Source organism: Paenibacillus sp. AK121 (assembly GCF_019042715.1).
GTDB lineage: Bacteria > Bacillota > Bacilli > Paenibacillales > Paenibacillaceae > Paenibacillus > Paenibacillus polymyxa_C.
The window spans coordinates 449,457-474,596 of the sequence record NZ_JAHPJM010000002.1; the positions used below are offsets into that span (position 1 = coordinate 449,457).

Consider the following 25,140-nt stretch of genomic DNA (forward strand, 5'->3'; position numbering starts at 1 on the left):
GCAAGCGAAGTTCGTACAATAACGTACAACTTTGTTTGCTTTTGTGTTTATTTGGGTATAACCTTGTATATTTTGTTGCAAAAATATATCGTAATTATGAAGAACGTATACTCATCTGTCTAAAGAGAAGGGGAATGTCATGTGGAAATAACTCCGGCATGGAAAGACCGGTTTAAGAAGTTTTTTCTGAATAACAAGTTTGTGTTATTCCTGTTGGTATTGCTGCTGATCGGCTTGAATATCTTAGTGCTTACCAAAATTTCATACATATTTACGCCTGTCATCGTGTTGCTGAAAACGATCATTCTCCCGGTCATTTTGTCCGGTGTATTGTACTATCTGCTCAATCCGTTGGTAGATGTACTGGAACGAAATAAGGTAAAGCGGGTATACTCCATTGTTGTCCTGTTTTTGCTCATTATAGGGATTATCGCTATTGTGGTTACATCGGTGGTACCTGTGATCCGTGATCAGATACAGGGCCTTATCCAAAATGTTCCTGCCTATACCGAGCAAGTCAAACAACAGTTTGAGCGACTGATTGGCAGTAACTTTGTCAACCAGTTCCAGAACACCATTCAAATAGATCCATCTGAACTGGCCTCCAAAACTTCTGAAAAGTTATCTGGCTTTATCAATAATGCATGGACGGGTGTGGGAAGCTTTTTGGGTGTGATTACGGAAACTGTGCTTGCGATCGCTACGGTTCCGTTCATTCTGTTCTATTTGCTGAAAGATGGACGCAAGCTGCCGCAGTGGATTCTAAAAATGCTTCCACCTATGTTTCGTAAAGAGACAGATCGTATCATGACCGAAATGAATCATCAGGTCAGCTCGTATATTCGTGGACAGATTATTGTCAGCTTCTGTATTGGAGTGCTGCTGTATATTGGTTATCTGATTATTGGATTAGACTACTCTTTGACACTTGCGGTCATTGCGTCCTTTACGAGCGTGGTTCCCTACTTAGGGCCTGTAATTGCCATTACACCCGCGTTAATCGTAGCTATTGTTACCTCACCGATCATGCTGCTCAAAATGGTTATCGTATGGACAGTCGTCCAGCTTATTGAGGGTAAATTTATTTCACCACAAATTATGGGTAAATCTCTTCGAGTACATCCGATCACGATTATCTTTGTTATTTTGACAGCAGGCAATTTGTTTGGTGTGGTAGGAATTGTACTGGCTGTTCCAGGTTATGCCGTCTTGAAAGTAATCGTGACCCATCTGTTTAGTTTCTTTCAAAAGCGTTCACATCTTTATGAAGCAGATAAAGTAAAGTAAAAAGCAAGTCTCTATAAAAAGTAAACATGGCTAAATATGTGCGGTAAATCTGCTATTTTGCCCCTCTTGGTTAACTGTGGCTTTACGTGCTATAATTAATGCCTATTCGTATTCCAAAATAGAAAGGTCAGACTTTTTATGATAAAACTCAGCATTCTTGACCAATCTCCGGTATCGGAAGGCATGACGCATGCACAGGCATTACAAAAGACTGCTGAGCTTGCTATAGAGGCGGAACGCCTGGGTTATCATCGCTTCTGGGTATCCGAGCATCATGCAGCCTCTAACCTTGCAGGCTCCAGCCCGGAGGTATTGATTTCACACCTGGCTGCCCGTACCTCTACCATTCGAGTGGGGTCGGGTGGTGTGATGCTGCCTCATTACAGCGCTTATAAAGTAGCGGAAAACTTCCGGGTACTGGAGGGATTGTATCCGGGACGCATTGATCTGGGTCTGGGGCGAGCGCCTGGAGGAATGCCGATTGCTACCAGAGCTTTGCAGGAGGGGAAAATGCGGGGCGGCGTTGATCTGTACCCCGAGCAGCTGGATGATCTGCTAGCCTATTTGCACGATAGCACAGGCAACCAGCATCGCTTCGGTTCGCTACAGGCGATGCCGCTCGTAGAGACCGTGCCGGAAATGTGGCTGCTTGGCTCCAGCGGCGATAGCGCAGGTCTGGCCGCCGAGCGTGGCGTAGGCTTTGCGTTCGCGCAGTTTATTAATGGTGAAGGCGGCACAGGTGCTATGAAGGGATATCAGGAAAGCTTCCAGCCTTCCCAGCATAGTGAGCAACCGCGTTCGCTTGTTGCCGTATTTGCGATCTGCGCGGATACCGAGGAGGAGGCCAATCGTTTGGCATCCAGCATGGACTTGTCCCTGGTGCTTTTAGAGCAGGGCACGCGTTCCGCAGGGACACCTTCTGTCGAAAAGGCGCTTGCGTATCCGTATACGCCATATGATCGGATGCGCATTCGTGAGAATCGCAAGCGTATGGTGGTCGGTTCACCCGAACAGGTGAAGCGTCAGCTTGAGCAATTATGCAAGAACTATAATGCACAGGAGATCATGGTTGCGAGCATCATTCACGACTTTGATGCCAAAATGAAATCAATACGCCTCATGGCTGAAGCATTTGGACTGTCCTCTGTACAGGTTTAATGCGAATGGCCAGAATTAAAAGATCACAGCTTTAGGGCTGTGATTTTTTTTGACTTTTGAGGAAATATTGAACGTTACGCATTGTAAATTAGAAGGAATATGCCAGTTAACACTTGATAATGATTATCAATATCTTTATTATATAAAGATAGAATGAAGTTTTGATGAATGTCGTGCGTTAAGCCCGTGACTATATATATTGGATAAGGGAAAGGGATGATTCCAAATGTTTCGTCTGAAAACGGCAAATCTGGATATTGCTTATGAGGATCGATTAATCGTAGAAGATCTGAACGTAGAAATACCGCAGGGAAAAATCACAGCATTGGTGGGGGCAAATGGCTCCGGTAAGTCAACCATTCTGAAAACGATGGCTCGCATCATGAATCCTAAAGGCGGCAGCGTTCTGTTGGATGGTAAATCCATTCATAAGCAATCCACCCGGGAGGTAGCCAAGCAGTTGGCTATTTTGCCGCAGAATCCGACTGCGCCGGAAGGGTTGACCGTGACGGAACTGGTATCTTACGGACGTTTCCCCTATCAAAAAGGTTTTGGTTCCATGAAAGCGGAAGATCGCAAAATGGTAGAGTGGGCCATCCAAGTAACGGGAATGAGCGAATTTCACGATCGTCCGATTGATCAGCTTTCTGGTGGTCAGCGTCAGCGTGCCTGGATTGCTATGGCGCTTGCGCAAGATACGGATATATTGTTTTTGGATGAGCCGACTACATTTTTGGATATGGCGCATCAACTGGAAGTGCTGCATCTGTTAGAGTATCTGAATACTTCGGCAGAACGCACCATTGTTATGGTCGTGCATGACTTGAACCATGCAGCCCGGTATGCTCAGCATATGATTGCGATCAAAAAAGGGAAAGCGAAGGCGGTAGGAGCCCCGACTGAGGTTATGACCCCCGATGTGCTGCGTGAGGTGTTCGGGATCGAGGCGGATATTGTTACTGATCCTCGTACAGGGGTACCACTCTGTCTTCCGTATGCATTGGCTGGTCAGCCTGCGGTAAGCCAAGCAGTAAAGGGAATGAATGTAGAAGAGAAGCAAACGGTGGGTTCTGTTGCCGAGCGGCGTGATGCTAGACCACAAGTAGCAGCAAGAGGTTAGAGGGTCATCAAGTGGCAGCATCAGCGGTAAAGGGTCTGTGGATATTGGCATGTCCGTCACGTTTTGGGTAAAATAGGTTAAGAACCTAAACCAAGCGACATGAAGGAGGATGCTGTATGTCTGTCTATTCATATAATGCTGTAACACCAGCCAATCAGGAGGTTTCTCTGGAAACTTACACAGGTAAAGTGCTGGTTATTGTGAATACCGCCAGTAAGTGCGGACTTACCCCGCAATATGGGGATTTGCAGAAGCTTTATGACGAATATAAGGATCGAGGACTCGTTGTTTTAGGCTTCCCTTGCAACCAATTTGGCGGTCAGGAGCCGGGCAGCAGCGAGGAAGCGGCTGAATTTTGCCAATTGAATTACGGGGTTAATTTCCCGGTATTCGCCAAAGTGGATGTGAACGGACCGGATACAGCAGCTCTGTTTGAATATTTGAAGAAGCAGCAGCCTGGAGAACAGGAAGATGGTACAATTCAGTGGAATTTTACAAAATTCATTGTGAATCGTGAAGGTGTGCCTGTAGGGCGTTTTGAGCCTAAGGAGTCACCGGAAGCGATGAAAGCTGCCATTGAGCAGTTGTTATAATAGCTTCGTGTAATTCCAAAGTATATGTATAAACAAGGTCTGATTTCTGCCTGTCTCAGGGGAAACAGACCTTTTTTTATTCTCTAAATGAGCATTTACCTAAGAATTGACGCATCGTGTGGAAAGTCTGTTCCAAGGGCATAATCAGGGGGCAGACAGGGAAAACTAAATGGAGAAAAAAAAGATTTCAGCAAACGGCTGATCTCAGACATCCTTACCTTTTTAAATGTGGACAAACTGTGAATATCATAAAAAGCTATTGTAATGTGAAAAATATCACACTATAATAAGCGCATGAAGTGAAATAAATCACAAAGAGTACGAGTTACCTAAGTGAAAGTATTCACAATTATTATACATTTTATGCCCACACACCAAGGAGGAATTCAACATGAAAGTAGCAGTTATCGGATGTACACACGCAGGTACAGCAGCCATAGTCAACACAGCTAAATGTTATCCAGATGCCGAAATTACGGTTTATGAGCGTAATGACAATATTTCATTTTTATCTTGTGGTATTGCACTGTACGTAGGTGGTGTCGTCAAAGATCCACACGGATTGTTTTATTCGTCCCCAGATCAACTGGCTGATATGGGTGTAGTGACCAAGATGCTTCATGAGGTAACGAGTGTGGATACAGCCGGCAAAACGCTGCATGCACGTAATCTCCAAACAGGTGAGGAATTTACGGACACATTTGATAAATTGATTGTGACTACTGGATCGTGGCCAATTATTCCGAAGCTGGAAGGCATTGAACTTGATCATATTTTGCTCTGCAAAAACTATAATCATTCGAATGAAATCATTGAGAAAGCCCAGCACGTACAGAACATTACAGTCGTCGGAGCTGGATACATTGGTGTTGAACTGGTAGAAGCTTTTCAAATGAACGGTAAGAACGTAACGCTGATCGACAGTGCTGATCGTATATTGAATAAGTATTTAGACCATGAGTATACAGACCGTATTGAGAATTCCCTGAGAGAACATGGCATTAAGCTGGTACTTGGCGAGACAGTAAGTCGTTTTGAGGGGACTAACGGTAAAGTAAGTAAGGTCGTGACCTCCAAAGGAGAGTATGAAACAGAGCTTGTTATACTCTGTATCGGTTTCCGACCTCAAACGGATCTGCTCAAAGGTCAGGTAGATATGTTGCCTAACGGTGCGATCATTGTGGACAATTATATGCAAAGTAGCTGCCCGGATGTGTTTGCAGCAGGCGACAGTTGTGCAATTCGTTATAATCCGACTGGCAAAACAGCTTATATCCCATTGGCGACGAATGCGGTTCGAATGGGGACGCTGGTGGCACGCAATCTGGTACAGCCGACCATTGCCTACATGGGAACACAAGGAACTTCGGGTATCAAAATTTACGAAGATAATATTGCGGGAACAGGAATGACAGAAGCCGCAGCAACCGACGAGGGTATGACTGTAGAAGCTGTAACCATTGAGGACAGCTATCGTCCTGAGTTTATGCCAACCTCTGAAAAAGTGTTGCTGAAGGTTGTATATGAGCAGGAGACACGGAGAATTGTTGGGGCACAAATTATGTCGAAGGTCGATTTGACGCAATCCATTAACACGCTGTCTGTAGCCATTCAAAATCATATGACCATTGACCAGTTGGCCTTTGTCGATTTCTTCTTCCAGCCGCACTATAACAAGCCTTGGAATTTTCTGAACGCGGCAGGTTTGCAAGCATTGCCTACAATATCCGAACGGAACCCAGTTACTGTATAATTCGATTTGTCTGTGACATTGTTCATAAGTTTGTCAACAATCTGAAGCGTACGGATGAATCCTTATAGTACAATATAGAGAGCATAAGGATTAGGGGGAGACTTTATAATGGATTTGTTTTATATCCTTTTTCTTGTAGTTGTTGCAGCCGTCGGTCTGGGCGGAGTTCTTTGGTTCTTGAGAGCTGTTGAAAAGGAAGAATACAATTAAATGTAAAGCGCGTAGTAGCGCAGTAGATGTAATAAAATAGAAAAACAGTCCTTTATTCAAGGGCTGTTTTTTTTATACTTTAGAAAGTGATTTTTTTCACAAACAAAATCACTGATTTTAAATAAAATATAAAAGAAGAATATTTTGTTTAAAAGATATTAAAGGAGCGGGGGCAGATGGCAAGCTATAAACCGGGGCAAATTGCCGAAAAGACGGTGGAAACAGGAGTGGCCAAGGCGAACAACCCGTGGAATGTGGCGGTAGTATTGGGATTTTTGGCAGGTGCATTTATTGCACTCGGGTTTTTGCTGGATATACGCGTTATTGCAAGTGCACCTAAAGAATGGGGAAGCATTGCTACCTTTATTGGAGCTGCGGTGTTCCCTGTAGGTCTGGTGTTAGTTTTGATCGCTGGTGGGGAATTGCTGACCGGCAATATGATGGCAGTGCCTTTGGCGAGATGGGCAGGACGAATTAAGACAGGAGCCATGCTTCGTAATTTGGCGATTATTACGCTCAGTAATTTTGCAGGTGCATTATTTGTTGCATTTTTCTTCGGGCATGTTCTGGGCTTGACCGAAACGGGGCCTTACCTGGATAAAGTGGTGGATATGGCAGGGCATAAGCTGCATGAAAGCTTTTTGCAGTCTTTTATATCAGGTATAGGATGTAACTGGCTCGTTGCACTGGCTGTATGGATGGCTTATAGCACAGACTCCATCGGCGGCAAAATTATGGGAATTTGGTTCCCGACCATGGCCTTTGTTGCTATTGGATTTCAGCACGTTGTAGCCAATATGTTTCTCATTCCGGCGGCTATTTTTGCAGGTCATTTTTCGTGGGCAGCGTATGTTATGAATTTCATTCCGGTCTGGTTGGGGAATTTGGTAGGAGGCAGTCTGTTTGTGGCTGGAGCCTACTGGCTGGCCTATCTGAAAAAAACTCAAACCAACACACATTCCGTGAATGAATCTCAAATTACTCCTTCCGTTGCATCCAATCCGTTGAGTGATCATGCGTAATCACGTTACTTTATGAAGCTATGAACAAAGCAAATCCGCCATGACAGGCCCGGGGGAACGAAACCTGTCATGGCGGATTTTTTTGGGAGTGGTCCATGATTTGGCATGGAGGATGAGTGTGCTCTCGTCCATAATGCCTTGATCTCTTTTACCCTGGGTATGTAATGATGAAACAGGATGATAAAAAAATAATTATGATTTTTAAAATCCGTTTTGCTCTATACAGCAGGCGGATTTTTATATATTTTGGAGAGATGCTGTGTGGTAAAATCCTTCTCTTGCCATAGGCCAAAGCTGTAGATATGATAAGAACAGTGTAATTTTTGGAAACGGTAACGGAAAGGAGCATTAACACCATGGATCATCGCAATAACGCGCCTCTTGAGGCCACACTTCAACACAACTTACACAGAGGACAGCGGATGACGGAGCAGCAGAACGGTATTTTTCCGGCCGTATGCCCGTTGGATTGCCCGGATACGTGTGGGCTCCTGCTTCACAAGGAAAATGGAAAGATAGTCAAGGTGACTGGTAATCCGGATCATCCCATTACCAAAGGGGCTATATGCAACAAAGTCCGGAATATGACCGAGCGAGTATATGATCCGGATCGGGTGCTTTATCCGTTGAAGCGTGTAGGCGCCAAAGGGGAAGGGAAGTTTGAACGAATTAGCTGGGAGGAGGCGGTCGATACCATTACAGGTCGGTTCAAGGAGCTGATACGTACGGATGGACCGGAATCCATTCTCCCCTACAGCTTTTATGGCAATATGGGTGTATTGAGTGTGGATGGAATGGATCGTCGCTTTTTCAATGCGCTGGGTTCAAGCCAACTGGATCAGACGATTTGCAGTGTGGCTGGGAATGAAGGCTGGGCATCCGTTATGGGATTTAAGGGCGGCACAAGCCCGGAGGACACAGAGGATGCAGAGCTCATTATTGTATGGGGCGGAAACGTCATCAGCACCAACATGCATCAGGTCGTATTGGCTGAGAAAGCACGTAAAAAAGGTGCTAAAGTGGTCGTTATTGATGTTCATCGCAACCGGACGGCGCAATGGGCGGATTGGTTCATTCCCTTATATCCGGGAACGGATACGGCGCTTGCGCTGGGGGTTATGCATGTGCTGTTTGATCAGGGGCTGACAGACGACGAATTTTTACGTCGCTATACCGTAGGTCACGAGGAACTGCGCGAGCATGTTAAGACCTATACACCAGAACGGGTTTCGCAGATTACCGGCGTGCCGAAAGAGGATATTATCCGTTTGGCGGAAATGTACGGGAAGGCGCGAGCGGCCTATATTAATATCGGAAATGGGCTTCAGCATCATGATAATGGCGGTATGAACGTACGTGCAGTTACATGCTTGCCTGCACTCACTGGACAATGGTTGAAACACGGCGGGGGAGCGTCGCGCTCCAATGGTGCTTATGCCAAGATTAACAGCGCCCATCTGGAGCGTCCTGATCTGCGACAGAACCCGGATGCCCGGGTGATCAACATGAACCGGATTGGAGAGGCGCTGCTACAGAAGGAACAACCGATTAAGGCGTTATTTGTATATTGTAGTAACCCGGTAGTTGTAGCACCCGATTCTGAACGGGTGACGGAGGGATTTGAACGAGAGGATCTGTTTACGGTTGTTCATGACCTGTTCCTTACCGATACGGCCTGCTATGCAGATATTGTGCTGCCTGCTGCGTCTTCTTTTGAAGGAACAGACTTATACAAATCGTACTGGCACCACTATATCCAGATGCAGAAGCCCGTCATTGATCCGCTTGGGGAAAGCAAAAGTAATTATGAGCTATTTAGCCTGCTCGGACAGGCAATGGGCTTTGATGAAGCTTCCTTTACAGAAAGTGAAGAAGATATGATCGCAGGCGCGCTTGATAATCCAACGAACCCTTATCTCAATGGTGTAACCCTGGATGCCTTAAAAAAGTCTCCTTTTGTAAAGCTTGATATGACGCCAAAGGCTACTTATTTGGAGCGACTAACTACGCCTTCAGGCAAGATTGAGTTGTATTCGGAAAAAATGAAACAAGCAGGTCTGCCCGCATTGCCCTCCTATGTACCACTGATCGAAGGGTATGACGGAGAGCATCGGCCGCAAGCGGATGACCGTTTTCCATTGATGTTTGTTTCACCGCCAAACCATAATTTTTTGAATTCTACATTTGCTAATTTGCCCAAGCATCAGCGATTGGAGCGGGAGCCTTTGTTGCAAATTCACCCGGAGGATGCTCAGGCAAGAGACATCGCAGATGGTGATCCGGTTACCGTCTGGAATGACAGGGGAATGTATGAATTGAAAGCCAAGGTCACCGATCTGATGCTGCCCGGCACGGTGATTAGCCAAGGATTATGGTGGAAAGGCAAAGGACGCAGACAGCGTGCCAATGCGTTAACCTCTGACCGGCTATCGGATATGGGGCAGGGGGCTACTTTCTTCTCAACGGTGGTGAATGTGAAGCGCCAATGAGAATATGCCTTTAATGGCGTCAGGTGCAAAAGGAGAAGCAAAATATATGAAATGGTTGGAGTCTTATCCGAAAGAAGTAAAAGTATTTCTCATTGCCAGCCTGATTAATTCCGCAGGAAGTTCCCTCATGTGGCCGCTCGTTAGCATGTATGTATTCGACGAACTAAACCGTAGTATGGGAGATGCGGGGATTGCGATTTTAGTGCAGTCTTTAGGCGGGATTTTTGGTCAAGTGCTGGGCGGAGCCCTTTATCATCGTATTGGAGCCAAGAAACTGATTGTTGGCTCACTGGCCATGAATGCGTTGGGACTTCTCTCGCTTCCATTTACCAGTGGTCATTGGGTAGCTTTTGTCATCATGATGGGCTTTATCGGCTTTTTTAATGTGGTATCTGTGCCTGCGATTCAGGCCTTTGTAGGTTTTCGTTTTGCTGACCGACGTGGAGAGCTGTTTAATATCATTTATGTCGCGAACAATATTGGGGTGGCACTCGGAACGGGACTGAGCGGCGTTCTGGCCGACCTTTCCTATCAGCTCAGCTTTGTCATGAACGGAGTGACTTCTGCGGTATTTGCCGGATTCTTCTGGTCGTATCTAAGCAGAGTAGATCGGGAAGAGGGGGAAGTTCAGCTCAGCAAGTCTGTGATGAAAAGAGAAGAAATACCAGCTCGGTTGCTGTTTCGTGATACCAGGCTGTATCTCTTTGTGGGGTTAGGCTCACTTTTTTTGTGGTTCGGTAATTCGATCTGGAATACGGGAGTCTCTCCCTATATTATTGAACAGGGCTTGCCTAAAACGATGTATGGGCTACTATGGACGTTGAATGGTATTCTTATTTTTGCCGCACAACCTATTATTTTCTGGATCAAACGGCTGTACGCTCATCACGCTTCGGCGCAAATGACATGGGCTGGAGGATTTTATTTGGCAGCTTATATTGTCATACTGGGCACACAGAACTATACTGGGATGATATTCGCTATGGTACTGGCGACTCTAGGAGAAATGCTGATCGCACCTTCGGTTCCAGCATTCCTGTCTGATCATGGAGGTCGGGGTGCACCTTTTTACATTGGACTTGTAGGGGGCATTGGCGCAGCCGGACGGGTGATGGGACCTTATATTATGGGGAAGTTATATGATGGCGGTGGGTTACCGCCCACACTTTGGCTGGCATTAGGCGTAGCCGTATTATCCATTCTGTTTTTCATTCTGCATAGCTGGTTGAACCGTTTTCGGCATGATTTGGATAATCTGGATACTACTCCTTCTTAGGTGGATGTTCCCAGTCCTTAAGTCCCGATAAAAGTTCAGTAATGAGCTTTTATTATGGTACAATAGGTGACAGCTGGTTTCAGTTATTGCTTCAGGAAAGCCTTCACAGGAAGGATTGAAAGGAATTGTTTACAAGTCAACCCTTGACGATACGTCATTCGGAGATGAAGGATGCTCCTGATCTGATTGCGCTGGATGAACTGGTATGGAATGAACGCACGGCTCCTGCTTCGCTGTCATGGAAGTCGCGCGGAGAGTTTCTGCGCAACACGCCTCCAGGCTCTCAACTGGTCGCCATCGAACAGGAAGTGCTCTGCGGGTATATTGGATTTCGTCCTCCAACACTGTTGGCTAGTAATTGTCATGTACTCGAAATAAATATAGCTGTACGTCCAGACTATCATCGCAAAGGTATTGGGACGGCGCTCATGAACTCCATGAAGGAGATTGCAGCTGCGGAGGGCATACGCAAGTTAAGTTTGCGTGTACTCTCCTGTAACACGGAAGCCCTTATGTTTTATGAAAAGTGCGGTTTTGCAATTGAAGGGCGCCTGCATGACGAGTTTTATATAGCAGGCCAATTCGTGGATGATGTTCTAATGGCCTATTTCTTAAAATAGACCGGAGGCTACAGACAGGCAGCAACATTCGGTTGTGATGTCCAGCTCATAACCAACAACGCCGCAGACCTGATCAGGCCTGCGGCGTTGTTGTGCAGTACTATGTTATCGAAGTTGCTTCCATTCATTCTGGAGCATACCATACACTGCGTGGTTCATATAGCCATCTGGCAGCAACTCTGCTTCGCGTACAATGCCTTCGAGCACAAAGCCCAGGCGTTCTGGAATACCGCGGCTGCGGCGGTTCGTCGTTGCACAACGGATTTCGACCCGATGCAAGTCCAACTCCATCAACGCATATTCGACGAATACGCGGCAGGCACTGGTCATGAGACCCTGTCCTTCGTAACCGTGCCCAAGCCAGTATCCGATGCTAACCGACCGGTGGGCCCAATTGATCTCATGGTAGCTGATGATGCCAGCGAGCTCGTTGTCTATCCAAATTCCAGCGGTCAGGCTACCGTTCTCTGCGGCTTGTTTCAAGGCGCCTTGCACGAACTGCTCTGTATGGCTGATTTCCGTGGTGGAGTCTACCCATGGAAGCCATTGACGCAGGCGGTCACGGGACATTTCGATCAGCTCAAACAGAGGCTGCACATGCTCCTTGGTGAGCGGCCGAAGGACTGTGCGTTCGTCCAACGCATATGTAAACATGATTAATCCCCTCTTTCACTCGGAAAATCGCTAAACCAGCCAGTCTAGCATTTAATCCCATGCTACCTTATTCTGCGAGAGTCGTCAAAAGGGAGAGGAAGCTTCAAATTTTATAGGTCCCACCCGGAACCGCCCCTGCTCATATACATATTTCAGATCCAAATCCCCTACAAATTCGCTTGGCGATACGCTACCAGATACAGTGGCATGCAGTGGGAACTGTTCGGCGTCATACATTACAACAGAGTTAAAATCGAGATGCTTTGTAAATTGGGCTGGATCATCATAAAATACGGACGCTTTGGGGTCCATCGTATGTGTAGTACCGTCAATCATAACAGCGATATGCACCTGGCGGTTGTGGTCACGTAGCTCCACGGAGCTATGTACTCGCTGAGATACAGCATTTGCTGCTGATTCAACTGCATATTCCTCCATTGTTTGTACGTTAACAATATGCAACTCCTGCAATTCCACACCTGTTCCCGAGGCACGTGTGAGAATTACAACGGCTTCACGGATCCCATCTTCGTTTACATCTCTGTAAAATAACTGTGGTGCGGTGGAAATATCCGCCGAGCCCGACCACTGGAATGTGCGGCGCTGCTGGCCGATTTCCAGTACGGCTGAATGAAAGAGTCCCTGGGACGGGCTCACGGCGTATAGGCGGACAGTTGAGTCTTCTGGTGCGCTAGCCAGCGCATGAGATAATGCAGTTTCGGTCACCATGCTTGAAGAAGGATGATCGGAAGTCATAACGGAAGAGGACAGCAGCATAGACAGCAGGATGACGATCAACAGCTTAAACACGGGTGGGTCTCCTTTTCCGGTAAAATAAAAGATATATACACTATAACGAATTTATTTGCCGAAAATGTTAACTCTTTTTCATAACTTGCATCTTTTTTTGCTGAAGAGAGCGTCCCGATTTTCATTTTATTGAGTTATGCGGTGTGAAAGGGTATATTTAAGGGAACAGGTTATACACAGATTATACGGAAGAAAGGTTGATTAGCGTGGAGAAGCCGATTACTCCCCCCAATTTTATTAAAAATGTTATTGAAGAGGATTTACGTACGGGTAAGGTAAAGGAGGTTGTTACACGCTTTCCACCTGAACCAAACGGATATTTGCATATTGGACATGCTAAAGCCATCTGGATTAATTTCTCGTTGGGAGATGAATTCGGAGGACGCACGAACCTGCGTTTTGATGACACCAATCCGGCGAAGGAAGACACGGAATACGTAAACTCCATTCAGGAGGACGTGAAGTGGCTTGGTTATGAATGGGAGGAAAAACATTTTGCCTCCAATTACTTTGAAGAGATGTACAAGCGTGCTATCCTGCTGATTCAAAAGGGGAAAGCCTACGTAGATGACCAAAGTGCGGACCAAATTCGTGAAACACGCGGAACACTGACAGAACCGGGACAAAACAGCCCCTATCGGGATCGCAGCGTGGAAGACAATTTGAAGCTGTTTGAAGAGATGCGTGCAGGCAAATACCAGAATGGTGAAAAGGTGCTACGTGCCAAGATTGATATGGCTTCGCCAAACATCAATTTGCGTGACCCGGTTATTTACCGCATTTCACACACGGCCCATCACAATACAGGCGATACCTGGTGCATCTATCCGATGTATTCCTATGCGCATCCGCTGGAAGATGCAATTGAGGGCGTAACGCATTCGCTTTGTTCGCTGGAGTTCGAAGATCAACGCCCACTGTACGATTGGGTTGTAGCTGAATGCGAGATGGAAAACGTACCTCATCAATATGAATTTGGACGGCTAAATCTAGCTCAAACGGTAACCAGCAAACGTAAGCTCAAGCTTCTGGTTGATGAAAAACACGTAGATGGCTGGGATGATCCGCGGATGCCGACCATTTCTGGTTTGCGTCGTCGCGGCTATACGCCAGAGGCCATTCGCAGTTTTGTATATGAAACAGGCATTTCCAAAGCCTACGGAGTCATTGATTTACAGGTGCTGGAGCATTTTGCACGTGAGGATCTGAAGCTTAAGGCACCCCGTACGATGGCAGTTATAGATCCGCTGAAGGTGGTCATTACGAACTATCCTGAAGGACAAGTGGAAATGCTGGAGGCGGAGAACAATACAGAAAATCCGGAGCTTGGAACACGCCAAATTCCGTTTTCTCGTGAGATTTATATCGAGCGTGAGGACTTCATGGAGAATCCGCCGAGCAAATACTTCCGTTTATTCCCTGGTAATGAAGTGCGTCTCAAGCATGCTTACTTCATTAAATGCAACGATGTCATTAAGGATGCGGAAGGTAATGTAACGGAGATTCACTGTACCTATGATATAGAAACCAAGAGCGGATCAGGCTTTACGGGACGTAAAGTGAAAGGGACAATCCATTGGGTAGAGGCTACTCAGGCTGTTCCGGCTGAATTCCGTTTGTATGAGCCATTGATTAACGCAGAGGAACCCGAGGTGCTGGAAGAGGATGGATCGGAAAAAACATTCCTTGATCAATTAAATCCGAACTCTTTGGAAATTGCTCATGGCTATGTGGAGCGGAATATGAAAGAAGCACAATCGCAGGACAAATTCCAATTTTTCCGTCATGGTTATTTCAGTGTAGACCCGAAGCTTTCCAAACCGGGTGAGCCTGTATTTAACCGTGTGGTATCATTGAAAAGCTCTTTCCAATTGCCTAAGCAATAAGATGTTGGAAAAGTGGGATGGATGGTTGCTTCGTGCGGCCAAGTGAAAAAGGAGTCTGCCAACGGCAGACTCCTTTATTTTACGCATACCCGTTCTTCAGAACATGACCATTGACGTGAAGACACTCTATTGTCGTTGTGGTGCTTCATCTATTGGTTTATACTCGCCTGGTTTGTGCTCACCGCCATGTCCTGGCTGGTAGCCGTTCTTGTACAGCATATACCACATGATAGCAAATCCCGCAGAGCCAAGCAGGGCGAAGAAGACACCTGCATGGTACATCATTTCACCACCGAAGTTCTGGAATAGCCAACCTCCCGCAAAACCTGCTACGATACCGGATATACCACTCCAGGTCAAGGTATATACGGCCTGTCCGGATGATCGATATGCTGCAGGCGTGAACAGGACGGTCAACTGGGTGCCTACATAGAAATATCCACCGAAGGTGACGCAATGAAGTGCTTGAATGAACACGATCTGAATCGGATCTGTAGCCAGCGCCATGAGTTCCCAACGTAAGGCAAACAGCAAACTGACGAGTGCCAAACAGCCGACCATCACGGTCATTTTTTTCTTCAAGAAGCGATCAAACATTAAAAAGACAATAATTTCAAATACCGATGACATAAAAACGGCAAAACCAAGCATCAGCTTGGACCCGCCCAGTTCGGTGATGTACAAGGACATAAAGGCGCCGTTGATTGAATTAGGAATTGATACAAGGATGCCTAACAAAATGAAGGATATAAAGTATCCGTTTAATAAAATACTGCCAAAGCCACGTAAATGAATAGTTGCCGTCTCCACGGTGCTTTTCAGTGGTGGAATTGCCAAAGTGCAGAACAATGCAGCCAGAAGAAGTATCGTAAAGATGGTGGATATACTGGATACTCCTGTGTGGTCAACAACGATGCCGGCAACTGCCGCAGTCACAGCCCAACCGAAGGAACCCCATATGCGAAATGAACCAAATTTCCGGTCTGTGCCCTCAATATAACTGAGAATCAGGGTATTGCTTTGGGCAAATAACGGACTTTGAAAAAAGTAAAAGCCAATCATCGACACATAAATCATGACATACGTGTGAACATGAAATAAAGCTTGTAGCAGTAACAGTGTACCTATAATCATAAATAGTAGAATACGTCGGAGATTTCGGCTCCGGTCGCTTGTATATCCCCAAAAAGGGTTCGCGAATACAGATACAAAAGGTCCGATGGCCATCAGACTCCCGATTTCCAGCTTGTCCATACCGATATCTTGCAAATACAACGGGAAGAAGCTGGAAAAGATGACCATAGCTCCATATAGAAAAAAGTTATATAGCTTTAGGGAATATAGGGGAGTCTCTTGAATTTCTCTCTTTTGCAAGACAAGCCATTCCTTTCTTAGCCCGATAGAGAACTACGCACCGATGTCGATCTGTGGGAATGTTCTTTATTCCAATGTATCATGTGTTGAAAGGGTTAACAAACCAATAAAATTACAATTATGTAAATTTCAATTTTGTCCAAAATTCCATATGCATATTTGTGATTGTTTTTTGAAAAAAGGAGGAGTTTTTAGTGGAAGTGACTGGTATTATCATCGCAGGAGGACGTTCCAGCCGAATGGGGCAGGATAAGGCTCTGCTAGAGATTGAAGGAGCTACTATGCTTGAACGGACATATATTACATTGCAGCAGGCGACCCAACGGGTGATAGTAGTCACCCGTGACGATCAAGGATATGAACAGGACAGTATGGAAGCTGTATCTGATATCTATCCGGGCATGGGACCTCTGAGTGGTATTCATGCAGGACTATCTGCATCTACTACGGAGTGGGGAATGGTCGTGGCCTGTGATATGCCTTTTGTACAGCTGGAAGTGCTGCAAGCCTTACTTGTTTTAACTAAAAAGTGGGCGGCATCCAAAGGAGCAGCGGAATCACCACTGCAAGCGGTAATTGCTTCTGTGGCCGGACGTATGCACCCTTTGCTGGGAGTGTACCATCGGAGCGTATTGCCATCTGCTGAGGAACGTTTGCGGAATAAACGGCTTCGTCTCACCGAATGGTTGGAAACGTTGAATGTTCGGTATGCAACCATAGCGGATATGCCGGGAGTGACTGAGAATATATGGCACAATGCCGTGTTCAACATGAATAATCCTCAGGATTACAAGTTTGTGTTAGAGCAGTTCCGGAAGGATTAGAAGCATTTAGAGAATATTAAGCAATGAATTTGGGGGAGTACATAACATGCTGGAAGCTATTATACATGCCGTTTTATTGGCATTGGGATTGATTTTGCCTTTAGGGGTACAAAATGTATTTGTGTTTAATCAGGGGGCGTCCCAGTCGCGGTTTCGCAATGCACTGCCTGCTGTCATTACAGCGGGTGTCTGTGACACCATTCTGATCACGCTTGCTGTTGGGGGTGTATCCCTTGTTTTGCAGCAATTTCTATGGCTCACGAATGTGCTTTATGCGGCGGGCTGTTTGTTCTTGCTGTATATGGCTTGGACTCTTTGGAGATCGAAGGCTGCTTCCTCGGGAGAAAGTCAGCCGATGCTGCCAAAACGCCAGATGATTTTTGCCGCCTCGGTATCGCTACTGAATCCACATGCTATACTTGACACGGTTGGTGTAATTGGAACCAGCTCCCTGCAATATAACGGCGTGGAACGTTGGGCCTTCGGTCTGGCCGCTGTGTCAGTATCGTGGATATGGTTTGTGGGTCTGGCAACGGCGGGACGGCTTGTAGGACGTATGGATTCAGAAGGAAAGTTTGGTACTGTGCTCAACAAAATATCGGCACTGATTATTTTGTGTCTGGCCTTTTATATGGCGATAAATTTTATGACCAGTATGTGACCCGATCCTTGTTAGAAGAAAAACTTCAATAAAGCGAATACCCCGCTCAAAGCAAAGGGGACACCAATCAAAAACAACATAAAGGCCAGGCAGCCTGCACCATTTACGCCGCCAGCAATTCGGGCGTCCCGAGGGTTAGCCGGATTGTATAATACCTTAGTCTTGCTGCCAACCCGGTTAAGGCTGAGATTGGTACTATAAGGATTCCAGAATTCCACGACTTCACCTGAAGCTGTATAGAAGCGTACCTTTAATCGGCGGGTGTAGCTGGTATCTACCGGATCATCACGGTCAAAGGGAACGACATCGATATCTACTTCGATATGCGCGTCAACGATTTGCCCTTTGGTACGGACCCAGTGGCGTTTACGATAACGATGGCGACGGATCGTTTTGAATCCAAAATAGATGAACAACAGACCGATTAAGCTAAACAACGGCATGAGCAGATCGGAGCTAAAATGAAACCAGTACACATTGAAATCAATTGAAATGATAATCTACTCCTTTAACCAAGCGATAATCAATATATCGGATATACTCACGAATAGTTTAATTTTTCCATAGGGAATAAGGCGCAGAGGAATGGAATACAAAAAAGATCCACTTTCCAGGGAAGTGGATCTTTTCAATAGCTACTTGGACTACTTATTGCTCAATAGAGACATATCAAAATCAATATCCTCAATAAATTCGATAACCTCACCATTAGGGCTATGAACTAATGCATTGGTTACAACTAGAGGTGGTTCGCCAAGTGTAAGCTGATTGGGTTCCACAAAGGTTTTTGCTCCGTGGGCAAGGGCTTTTTGATATATTTCATCCACATTGTCCACGTAAAACGCAAAGTGTAATAAAGCCCCGTAAGTAACATCTTGCTCAGATGCAGCTTTTTTTCCTTGGGCAGGGATGACGGCATCGTTATCAAAGATTTCGAGACAGGTTCTTTGGTCAGGGGAGATCAGCATGGAAGCTTCTTGAATCCGAAAGGACGGAAGACTCCAGTGATGTCCTCTTTTAAATCCCAATACTTCGGTATAAAATGCAATGGTTGCTTGATAATCACGGGCTTGGATAGCCACATGAGCTAATCCCTTCACACTCATTTCAGATCCTCCTTATATGTAAGTAAACCTTATTATATGAATTATTATGTGCTACATATATATTTTAAATAAGATTTTTATACGATATTAGTTATTAAATAAAAGCTAATTTGGATGAAAAACATTACTTTTTAAATTCGAGCTAGGAGGTGCTTGATATGCAGCATCAGATGGACGATATAGACTACAAAATCATGAAATTGCTACAGCATGATGCCCGAATAACGATTTCCCAAATCAGTAAAGAAATTTCGATGTCACAGCCGTCCGTTAAAGAAAGAATGACCAAGCTTGAAGAACGAGGGATTATTTCTGGATATAATGCTGTATTTAATTTACGGGAACTGAATCGGGGGACAACAACGTTTATTCTGGTAAAGACAGAACATTGCCAAGAGCTGATTGATTTTTGTAAGGCGGCGAAGGAAGTTACCGATTTATTCCGCATCAGTGGGGAATTTAATTATCTCATTAAGGTACAAAGTTCGTCTGTAGAGGAAATTGCGGAGTTTCAGGATTCTCTAGTTAAGCTGGGCCCCTCGAAATCGCATATTTGTATGAAAAATATACTGGAAAACAGGGTTTTGTTGTAGGTCAGCAGAGAAACGCATATTTGGAACAAAACATTCAGTAAAGCTGTTATTCGTGACATTAAATTAGGTGAATGGTCGGATGAAAAAAGTGACGCTGAATTACACCAGCGTCACCATAATTCCCTGCTCCAGACGCTCCACGTCCTGGAGCTCGATCTTGCCGGCCATGGCGTGCAGAGCCGCCGCTGTGCCGCAGGCCGCTCCCTGCCGCAGCATGGCAGGGAGATCCAGTCCCGCCGCCGCGCCGGTAACCAATCCCGCGACCATGGCGTCACCGCTGCCGAGCGCGCTGACAATGTCCGCGTCCGGCAGGCTCACACGGTAGCGCGCATCGCGTGTTACCGCCAGCGCCCCGCGCGCGCCGAGCGAGATGACGGCCAGCTGCGCTCCTGCTTCCAGCAGCTGCGATGCTGCCGCTTCAGCGGCATCTGGGCGCGCTGCGTCGATTCCCGCGAAGCGGGCGGCCTCGTCCTCGTTAGGCTTCACGAGGTCGGGCTTTCCGCGCAGCCCCAAGCGCAGCGCCTCGCCGCTCGCGTCCAGCGCCACCCGCGCGCCGCGCGCCTTCGCCAGCGTGCACAGCTCGGCATACAGATCGGGCGGGCAGCCGGGTGGCAGGCTGCCGGAGAGAACGACCCAAGCCGAATCCTCGGCAAGGGTCGCGATTTTGCGCCGCAGCGCGGCTAGTTCAAGCGGCCCCACGGTCGGGCCGCTCTCAATCAGCTCGGTCTGCGTGCGGGCAGCCGGGTCGAGCACGGTTATGGCGAGACGGGTTTCCCCGTGTGGCGTTTCGATAAAATCGGCGTTTACGCCTTCCGCGCTCAAGCCGTCGATGAGCAGCCGTCCGGTGTGTCCGGCCACAAATCCGGTCGCTCGTACAGGCTGACCTAGTGTGCGAATGACACGAGCGGCATTCACGCCCTTGCCGCCTGGTACTGTCAGACCGTTTTCTATGCGGTGGACGGCATTCAATCCAAAGCCTGCAACCGTGTAGATTTTATCTACTGCCGCGTTAAGTGTTACGGTGGTAATCACAAGGCATCACTCCTTAAGAAATCAGCTTTAAGCCCAATGCTGCGGCAAGAATCATGGCGATGAACAAAACACGCAGTACGCTTTTTTGCTCGCCATACAAGAACATGCCTGTAATCGTACTGCCCACGGTACCAATGCCTGTCCAAACGGCATAGGAAGTTCCCATAGGCAAACTATTCATGGCGTAGCTGAGCAGAGAGAAGCTAAGAATAAAGGATAAGATCATAAGTGCTAAAGCCTTCAACCCTTTGCCGACCGTAACTCCCTTCATGCCGATGACTCCAAGCACTTCCGAGCATCCCGCGATAACCAATGCAATCCAAGCCATTATGCACTACTCCCTTCCTGAGCATCACGATCGGTAACTAACTTCAAGCCGATCACACCCGCTAGCAAAAGGGCGATTAACAGTGTTTTGGACCATTGAAACGGCTCCCCGAATAGCAGCATTTCACCTACGACGGTTCCCCCTGTGCCCAATCCGGTAAATACAGCATACACCGTGCCTACAGGCAGACGCTTTGCAGCCTTCATGATTAAATAAAAGCTGGCCACCACAGCCAGCACAGTTACAGCCCAGGTGAGTACAGAATCTGCATGCTTCAAGCCTGATACCCATACGACCTCAATCAGGCCTCCAACAAAAACGTAAATCCAACTGCGATTCATGATGAATTTCTCCTCAATTCAGTATAATTTTACAATTACATTAACTTCACCTTTCACGAGGTGAAGTTAGTGTAATCCCACGCCAAAAAATAGGCCATGCAGCGTTCAGCCTTCGGTGGTAGTTGGTGCTTCCACTGTACAGTAGCTCTACCATGATTCCATCCACCAGCGTCATGTAGGCTAAAGCCACATCCGCTGGCTTCATATGTCCAAAGGGTTCCCGATCCCGTACATTTCGGAGGCGACGAGTTAATTTTCGCTCCATCTGTTCCAGGAAAGGATTCACAATATTCAGTACCTCGTTATATAAAGATACAGGCGGAAAAAAGGAAAAACGAAGCATAAACTTGGCTGAGTTGTTGCCCTCATATTCCTGTTCCATCCAGAATAAGAAATTATGCAGTGTATGCTCCAGCGACTGTTCTTTGCGTTCCGTAAAGTATTCAAAAATACGTAAATTCTGCTCTTGAAACGCGTAACTTGCCACCTGCAAAAACAAATCCTCCTTACCCTGAAAATGCGCATATATAGACGGTTTTCGGATTCCAACCTCGGCGGCAATACTGCTCAAGGATGCTCCCTCATACCCATTGGCGGCAAATTGGAAAAGAGCGGCCTTTCGAATCTCTTCCATTCCCATTATCATCACCTACCTAACGTTCGTTAGTTTATTTTCACATGAAAAAAAGTAAGTGTCAACCCATCGACATTTCATTATGTACTCTGGATTTTTTTATTCAACATTTAAATAAAAAAGTGGGAAGAAATAAGGGGCTCATGTACAATATAATGAGGAATACCTGTTCAAATGCAGTCCATTGGAAGTGAGGTTAGTTATGAGGCGAAGCTTACTGGCCGTATTGATCGCGGCTATGGTGTTTATTATTTATTATTTTGGCTTGTTTAATTACATCGGTAAAAATGAAGGAACTGTCATCAGTATTTTCTCTACTCTGACGGTTATTTCCATAAGTCTGATTATTTTCACGGAGAATCGTAATCCTTCCACCACCATGTCATGGATTTTGCTGCTGGCGTTGTTGCCAGTCGTTGGACTTCCTCTTTATTTTTTATTTGGGCAAAATGTATTCAAGCGCCGTAAGTATGACAAAAAGGCATTGCGTGACCAACAGGCGTATGAGCGTATCGAAAAGGATGCTTTGCGGGTCAAACGAGATCTGACCTGCTTTACAGATGAGCAGCAGCAGTTAATGCGCCTGGCCCGGAGATTGGCCCGCTCCCCGATTTATTTTGCGACAGAAACCCAGATTCTGAATAATGGAGATGAAACCTTCTCCACGCTGCTCGAAGAACTGCGCAAGGCGCAGCATCATATCCATATGGAATATTACATTTTCCGCTCGGATGATATCGGTACCAGCATTCAGAAAATTTTGATTGAAAAGGCTAAAGCGGGTGTTAAGGTTCGGTTTATGTACGATGCAGTCGGTAGTATTCAGTTATCGAAGGCATTTTTGAAGGAAATGAAAGATGCAGGAGTAGAGGTTGTTGCATACGGAGGCGCTCGGATTTTGTTCTTCTCCAGTCGGGTAAACTACCGTAATCATCGTAAAATTGTAGTTATCGACGGTAATATTGGATTAATCGGTGGCCTAAATGTGGGAGATGAGTATCTCAGCCGCAACAAAGCCTACGGCTTTTGGCGTGACACGCATATGATTGTGAAGGGCGAAGCTGTGCGGACGTTGCAACTTATATTTTTACAGGATTGGCTTCATATGACGGGTGAATCGGTACTGGATAGCGAATATCTGTCTCCCGATATTGAACCGATCACGGATGGCGGCGTACAGATTATTGCCAGCGGACCAGACAATGAGCGGAGAGTGCTTAAAAATCTATTCTTCTCCATGATCACATCCGCTCGAAAATCCGTCTGGATTGCCACTCCTTATTTTATCCCGGATGAAGATATCCTGACTGCTTTACGGATGGCTGCTCTATCCGGGTTGGATGTGCGTATTCTATTTCCCGCGAAACCGGATAAATGGCTGCCTTTTCTCGCATCCCACTCGTATTTCCAATCGTTGCTGGAGGTGGGAGTCAAGGTATATGAATATGAAAAAGGATTTCTTCACTCCAAGCTTCTCATTATTGACGGGGAAGTTGCGACTATTGGGACAGCCAATATGGATATGCGCAGCTTCCATCTGAATTTTGAAGTGAACGCTCTGTTGATTCAAACACACAGTGTGCAGCAGATGGTGACCGACTATGAGCGAGATTTGCAGAATGCCAGTTTGATCGTACGCGAGGAATTCATGAAAAAACGTCTGTTCAAACGTTTAATGGAATCGCTGGCTCGGCTGCTTTCACCGCTGCTGTAATGCACAAATGAAGATCTGTGGATAAGGTAGCAGATCCTATAGTCAAAATGTAGTAAAGCCCAAAATATCCTGGAGACGGTATACAATATCTTTCCAAAATGTTGAATGATCCTCGTAAGCCGCCAGATCCAGACTGTATTCAGCTCCCCGGTTATTCCACAGCTTATCAAAATAGGCCGCCACCTGTCGGGTCAGCTTGCTGTCCGCCGGAGCGGCCACCCACAGTTCATTCTCCAGATTTAAATCATCCAAATTACGGGGAGTCAAATTGGTAGAGCCACCCCAAATCAAATGCTCTCCTTGTGCCTTGGCAATATAAATCAGCTTCGTATGGAATTGCTCATGGGTAGTATGATACCAACGAATTTGAATGTTTCCATCCGATTTATCGGACAACTCTTGGGCAACAGGACGATTAGGGATGCCTATTTTTTCCTGCCCGAACGCGTTTTCATTGGGGTCTAGCAGCAATTGGATGTTTACGCCGCGTGCCGAGGCATCCAGCAGGCTATTCAATATTTTGCGATCAGCCAAATAAAACATGCCCATATGAATGCTGTCACCTTGCTTCGTCTGCTTAATGCCATTCAGAACGGAGGCATACACTTTGCCTTCAGTGAGATATTTGATCCGGTAGCTGTCCTTACCTGATGGGACTAGGGGCTCTGCTTGAGGTGTGTAGACAGGAAGTTGCCCTCCGCCCGAGAAGTCCAATACCGCCTGCTCTGTTTGTAAAATATCTCCGATGATCGGTCCCTTCACTTCTAGGGCAACATTGGAATGATAGGCACTTGCATCGTGAACATTACCTGTAGAAATGAGAGCAGTTTGCTCGTTGGCAACCAATTTTCGGTGATTGGCCTTGACGTTTAACAGCTTTAAATAAGAGCGAGCCGTAACGTCAGGTCCGTCACTGGCCATCAGATTGGGAATCCAGCCTGTGCCATGCTGCCCGAACCACTGGAAAAAGGTACGCCACACCGCTGAATAGATAGGCGTGGAGTCCCGCAACGGGTCTACATCGGTCTGTACGACCTGAATTCCTACTTGCTTCATATTCTCCAACAAAGGATTGGGAGCAGAATTATAGTTGGTATTGACTTCATCTGTAATGAAAAAGATAGGCATCTCAGGATAAGCTTTCTTTTTGGCGATAAGATGATTAGTCATTTGTGCGCTAACTTCGGGGAAATGCTGGCCTTTGTGCTTATAATCGTTGAACAGAAACAGGTCAATGACGATAAATTGCTGGGCTTCATCAATGATGCCGAGCATACGATTCAAAATTTGCCCTTCATGTTGTACAGTGCTTCCAACCCCAGTAGGGGAGGTCAAATCCGTCCAAAAGTTTACCTCGTTTGTTGAATACTCCTGACTTTCATAAGAGACGAACGGAGGCAAGGGTTTATGAGTCTGATACAGCATGACGCCAATCAACCAGAGGATAAGCAGCAGAATAGCGATTTTAAGAGCACGGCCCTTGTGCACGGTTTTTCTTTGATATTCCGGCACAGAATGCAGCGGATTTTGTTTAGTCATACGACGATCAGCTCCTTAATTAAATGCTGCATTCCATCTTATCGTGTCCGAACATGCAGATTATGAAATAGATACTGTCTAATTATTACCGCAAGTCCACAGGATTGAAGCGGAAT

The 25,140-nt window shown here is 46.2% G+C and carries 24 protein-coding genes; 14 read left to right on the forward strand and 10 right to left on the reverse strand.

Going from position 1 to position 25,140, the window contains the following annotated elements; genetic code table 11:
• Nucleotides 1-141: 141 nt before the first annotated feature.
• The 9 genes from KSP24_RS05340 to KSP24_RS05380 all read left to right on the forward strand — a co-directional run bounded on the left by KSP24_RS05340 (nt 142) and on the right by KSP24_RS05380 (nt 11,528).
• Nucleotides 142-1,287: an AI-2E family transporter gene (locus KSP24_RS05340; RefSeq protein ID WP_216974641.1), complete on the forward strand. Its 1,146-nt coding sequence runs from the start codon at nt 142-144 to the stop codon at nt 1,285-1,287.
• Nucleotides 1,288-1,425: 138 nt separating this feature from the next.
• Nucleotides 1,426-2,445 (forward strand): LLM class flavin-dependent oxidoreductase, encoded by a 1,020-nt coding sequence (locus tag KSP24_RS05345; protein ID WP_216974642.1) that lies wholly within the window; start codon nt 1,426-1,428, stop codon nt 2,443-2,445.
• Between the two features lie 226 nt (nt 2,446-2,671).
• Nucleotides 2,672-3,565, forward strand: a complete 894-nt coding sequence (locus KSP24_RS05350; protein WP_013373484.1) for an ABC transporter ATP-binding protein — start codon at nt 2,672-2,674, stop codon at nt 3,563-3,565.
• A 116-nt stretch (nt 3,566-3,681) separates the two neighbouring features.
• Nucleotides 3,682-4,158 carry a glutathione peroxidase gene (locus KSP24_RS05355; protein WP_013373483.1) on the forward strand — a complete coding sequence of 159 codons (477 nt, stop codon included), beginning with the start codon at nt 3,682-3,684 and terminating at the stop codon, nt 4,156-4,158.
• Between the two features lie 391 nt (nt 4,159-4,549).
• Nucleotides 4,550-5,911, forward strand: coding sequence for an FAD-dependent oxidoreductase (locus tag KSP24_RS05360; protein WP_016822845.1), 1,362 nt, complete (start codon nt 4,550-4,552; stop codon nt 5,909-5,911).
• A gap of 386 nt (nt 5,912-6,297) precedes the next feature.
• Nucleotides 6,298-7,143 (forward strand): formate/nitrite transporter family protein, encoded by an 846-nt coding sequence (locus tag KSP24_RS05365; protein ID WP_216974643.1) that lies wholly within the window; start codon nt 6,298-6,300, stop codon nt 7,141-7,143.
• Nucleotides 7,144-7,499: 356 nt separating this feature from the next.
• Nucleotides 7,500-9,632, forward strand: a complete 2,133-nt coding sequence (locus KSP24_RS05370; RefSeq protein WP_216974644.1) for a molybdopterin-containing oxidoreductase family protein — start codon at nt 7,500-7,502, stop codon at nt 9,630-9,632.
• Between the two features lie 46 nt (nt 9,633-9,678).
• Nucleotides 9,679-10,908, forward strand: coding sequence for an MFS transporter (locus tag KSP24_RS05375; protein WP_064961653.1), 1,230 nt, complete (start codon nt 9,679-9,681; stop codon nt 10,906-10,908).
• Nucleotides 10,909-11,033: 125 nt separating this feature from the next.
• Nucleotides 11,034-11,528: a GNAT family N-acetyltransferase gene (locus tag KSP24_RS05380; protein ID WP_025677558.1), complete on the forward strand. Its 495-nt coding sequence runs from the start codon at nt 11,034-11,036 to the stop codon at nt 11,526-11,528.
• Between the two features lie 105 nt (nt 11,529-11,633).
• On the opposite strand, the gene KSP24_RS05385 is transcribed toward KSP24_RS05380, so the two are convergent.
• Both KSP24_RS05385 and KSP24_RS05390 read right to left on the reverse strand, forming a co-directional pair.
• Nucleotides 11,634-12,182 (reverse strand): GNAT family N-acetyltransferase, encoded by a 549-nt coding sequence (locus KSP24_RS05385; RefSeq protein WP_013373475.1) that lies wholly within the window; start codon nt 12,180-12,182, stop codon nt 11,634-11,636.
• Between the two features lie 84 nt (nt 12,183-12,266).
• Nucleotides 12,267-12,992 (reverse strand): copper amine oxidase, encoded by a 726-nt coding sequence (locus KSP24_RS05390; protein WP_216974645.1) that lies wholly within the window; start codon nt 12,990-12,992, stop codon nt 12,267-12,269.
• Between the two features lie 206 nt (nt 12,993-13,198).
• On the opposite strand from KSP24_RS05390, the gene KSP24_RS05395 reads away from it, so the two are divergent.
• Nucleotides 13,199-14,878, forward strand: a complete 1,680-nt coding sequence (locus tag KSP24_RS05395) for a glutamine--tRNA ligase/YqeY domain fusion protein (protein ID WP_013373473.1) — start codon at nt 13,199-13,201, stop codon at nt 14,876-14,878.
• Nucleotides 14,879-15,004: 126 nt separating this feature from the next.
• On the opposite strand, the gene KSP24_RS05400 is transcribed toward KSP24_RS05395, so the two are convergent.
• A complete protein-coding gene (locus KSP24_RS05400) occupies nt 15,005-16,252 on the reverse strand; it encodes an MFS transporter (protein WP_216974646.1) in 1,248 nt (415 codons plus the stop codon).
• 194 nt (nt 16,253-16,446) lie between these two features.
• Between KSP24_RS05400 and mobA the strand changes: the two genes are divergently transcribed.
• Nucleotides 16,447-17,076 (forward strand): molybdenum cofactor guanylyltransferase, encoded by a 630-nt coding sequence (gene mobA, locus KSP24_RS05405; protein WP_216974647.1) that lies wholly within the window; start codon nt 16,447-16,449, stop codon nt 17,074-17,076.
• A 46-nt stretch (nt 17,077-17,122) separates the two neighbouring features.
• On the forward strand, nt 17,123-17,737 hold the full coding sequence (locus KSP24_RS05410) for a LysE/ArgO family amino acid transporter (protein WP_216974648.1): 615 nt from the start codon (nt 17,123-17,125) through the stop codon (nt 17,735-17,737).
• 11 nt (nt 17,738-17,748) lie between these two features.
• On the opposite strand, the gene KSP24_RS05415 is transcribed toward KSP24_RS05410, so the two are convergent.
• Nucleotides 17,749-18,213 (reverse strand): DUF3592 domain-containing protein, encoded by a 465-nt coding sequence (locus KSP24_RS05415; RefSeq protein ID WP_013373469.1) that lies wholly within the window; start codon nt 18,211-18,213, stop codon nt 17,749-17,751.
• Nucleotides 18,214-18,381: 168 nt separating this feature from the next.
• Nucleotides 18,382-18,843, reverse strand: coding sequence for a VOC family protein (locus tag KSP24_RS05420; protein WP_216974649.1), 462 nt, complete (start codon nt 18,841-18,843; stop codon nt 18,382-18,384).
• Between the two features lie 158 nt (nt 18,844-19,001).
• Between KSP24_RS05420 and KSP24_RS05425 the strand changes: the two genes are divergently transcribed.
• A complete protein-coding gene (locus KSP24_RS05425) occupies nt 19,002-19,436 on the forward strand; it encodes an Lrp/AsnC family transcriptional regulator (RefSeq protein ID WP_216974650.1) in 435 nt (144 codons plus the stop codon).
• A 99-nt stretch (nt 19,437-19,535) separates the two neighbouring features.
• Here KSP24_RS05425 and KSP24_RS05430 read toward each other — a convergent pair whose 3' ends face one another.
• Genes KSP24_RS05430 through KSP24_RS05445 form a run of 4 tightly spaced genes read right to left on the reverse strand, consistent with a single transcriptional unit; the run spans nt 19,536 to nt 21,777 of the window.
• Nucleotides 19,536-20,468, reverse strand: coding sequence for a 1-phosphofructokinase family hexose kinase (locus KSP24_RS05430; protein ID WP_216974651.1), 933 nt, complete (start codon nt 20,466-20,468; stop codon nt 19,536-19,538).
• A 13-nt stretch (nt 20,469-20,481) separates the two neighbouring features.
• On the reverse strand, nt 20,482-20,796 hold the full coding sequence (locus KSP24_RS05435) for a DMT family transporter (protein ID WP_216974652.1): 315 nt from the start codon (nt 20,794-20,796) through the stop codon (nt 20,482-20,484).
• Complete coding sequence (locus KSP24_RS05440; protein ID WP_013373464.1) at nt 20,796-21,137, reverse strand: DMT family transporter; 342 nt, start codon at nt 21,135-21,137, stop codon at nt 20,796-20,798. The genes KSP24_RS05435 and KSP24_RS05440 overlap by 1 nt, the downstream gene beginning before the upstream one ends.
• Before the next feature lie 46 nt (nt 21,138-21,183).
• Complete coding sequence (locus tag KSP24_RS05445) at nt 21,184-21,777, reverse strand: TetR/AcrR family transcriptional regulator (protein ID WP_013373463.1); 594 nt, start codon at nt 21,775-21,777, stop codon at nt 21,184-21,186.
• A 196-nt stretch (nt 21,778-21,973) separates the two neighbouring features.
• On the opposite strand from KSP24_RS05445, the gene cls reads away from it, so the two are divergent.
• Complete coding sequence (gene cls / locus KSP24_RS05450; RefSeq protein WP_013373462.1) at nt 21,974-23,485, forward strand: cardiolipin synthase; 1,512 nt, start codon at nt 21,974-21,976, stop codon at nt 23,483-23,485.
• Between the two features lie 42 nt (nt 23,486-23,527).
• Here the strand turns inward: cls and KSP24_RS05455 are convergent, their stop codons facing one another.
• On the reverse strand, nt 23,528-25,024 hold the full coding sequence (locus KSP24_RS05455; protein WP_216974653.1) for a phospholipase D family protein: 1,497 nt from the start codon (nt 25,022-25,024) through the stop codon (nt 23,528-23,530).
• Between the last annotated feature and the right edge of the window lie 116 nt (nt 25,025-25,140).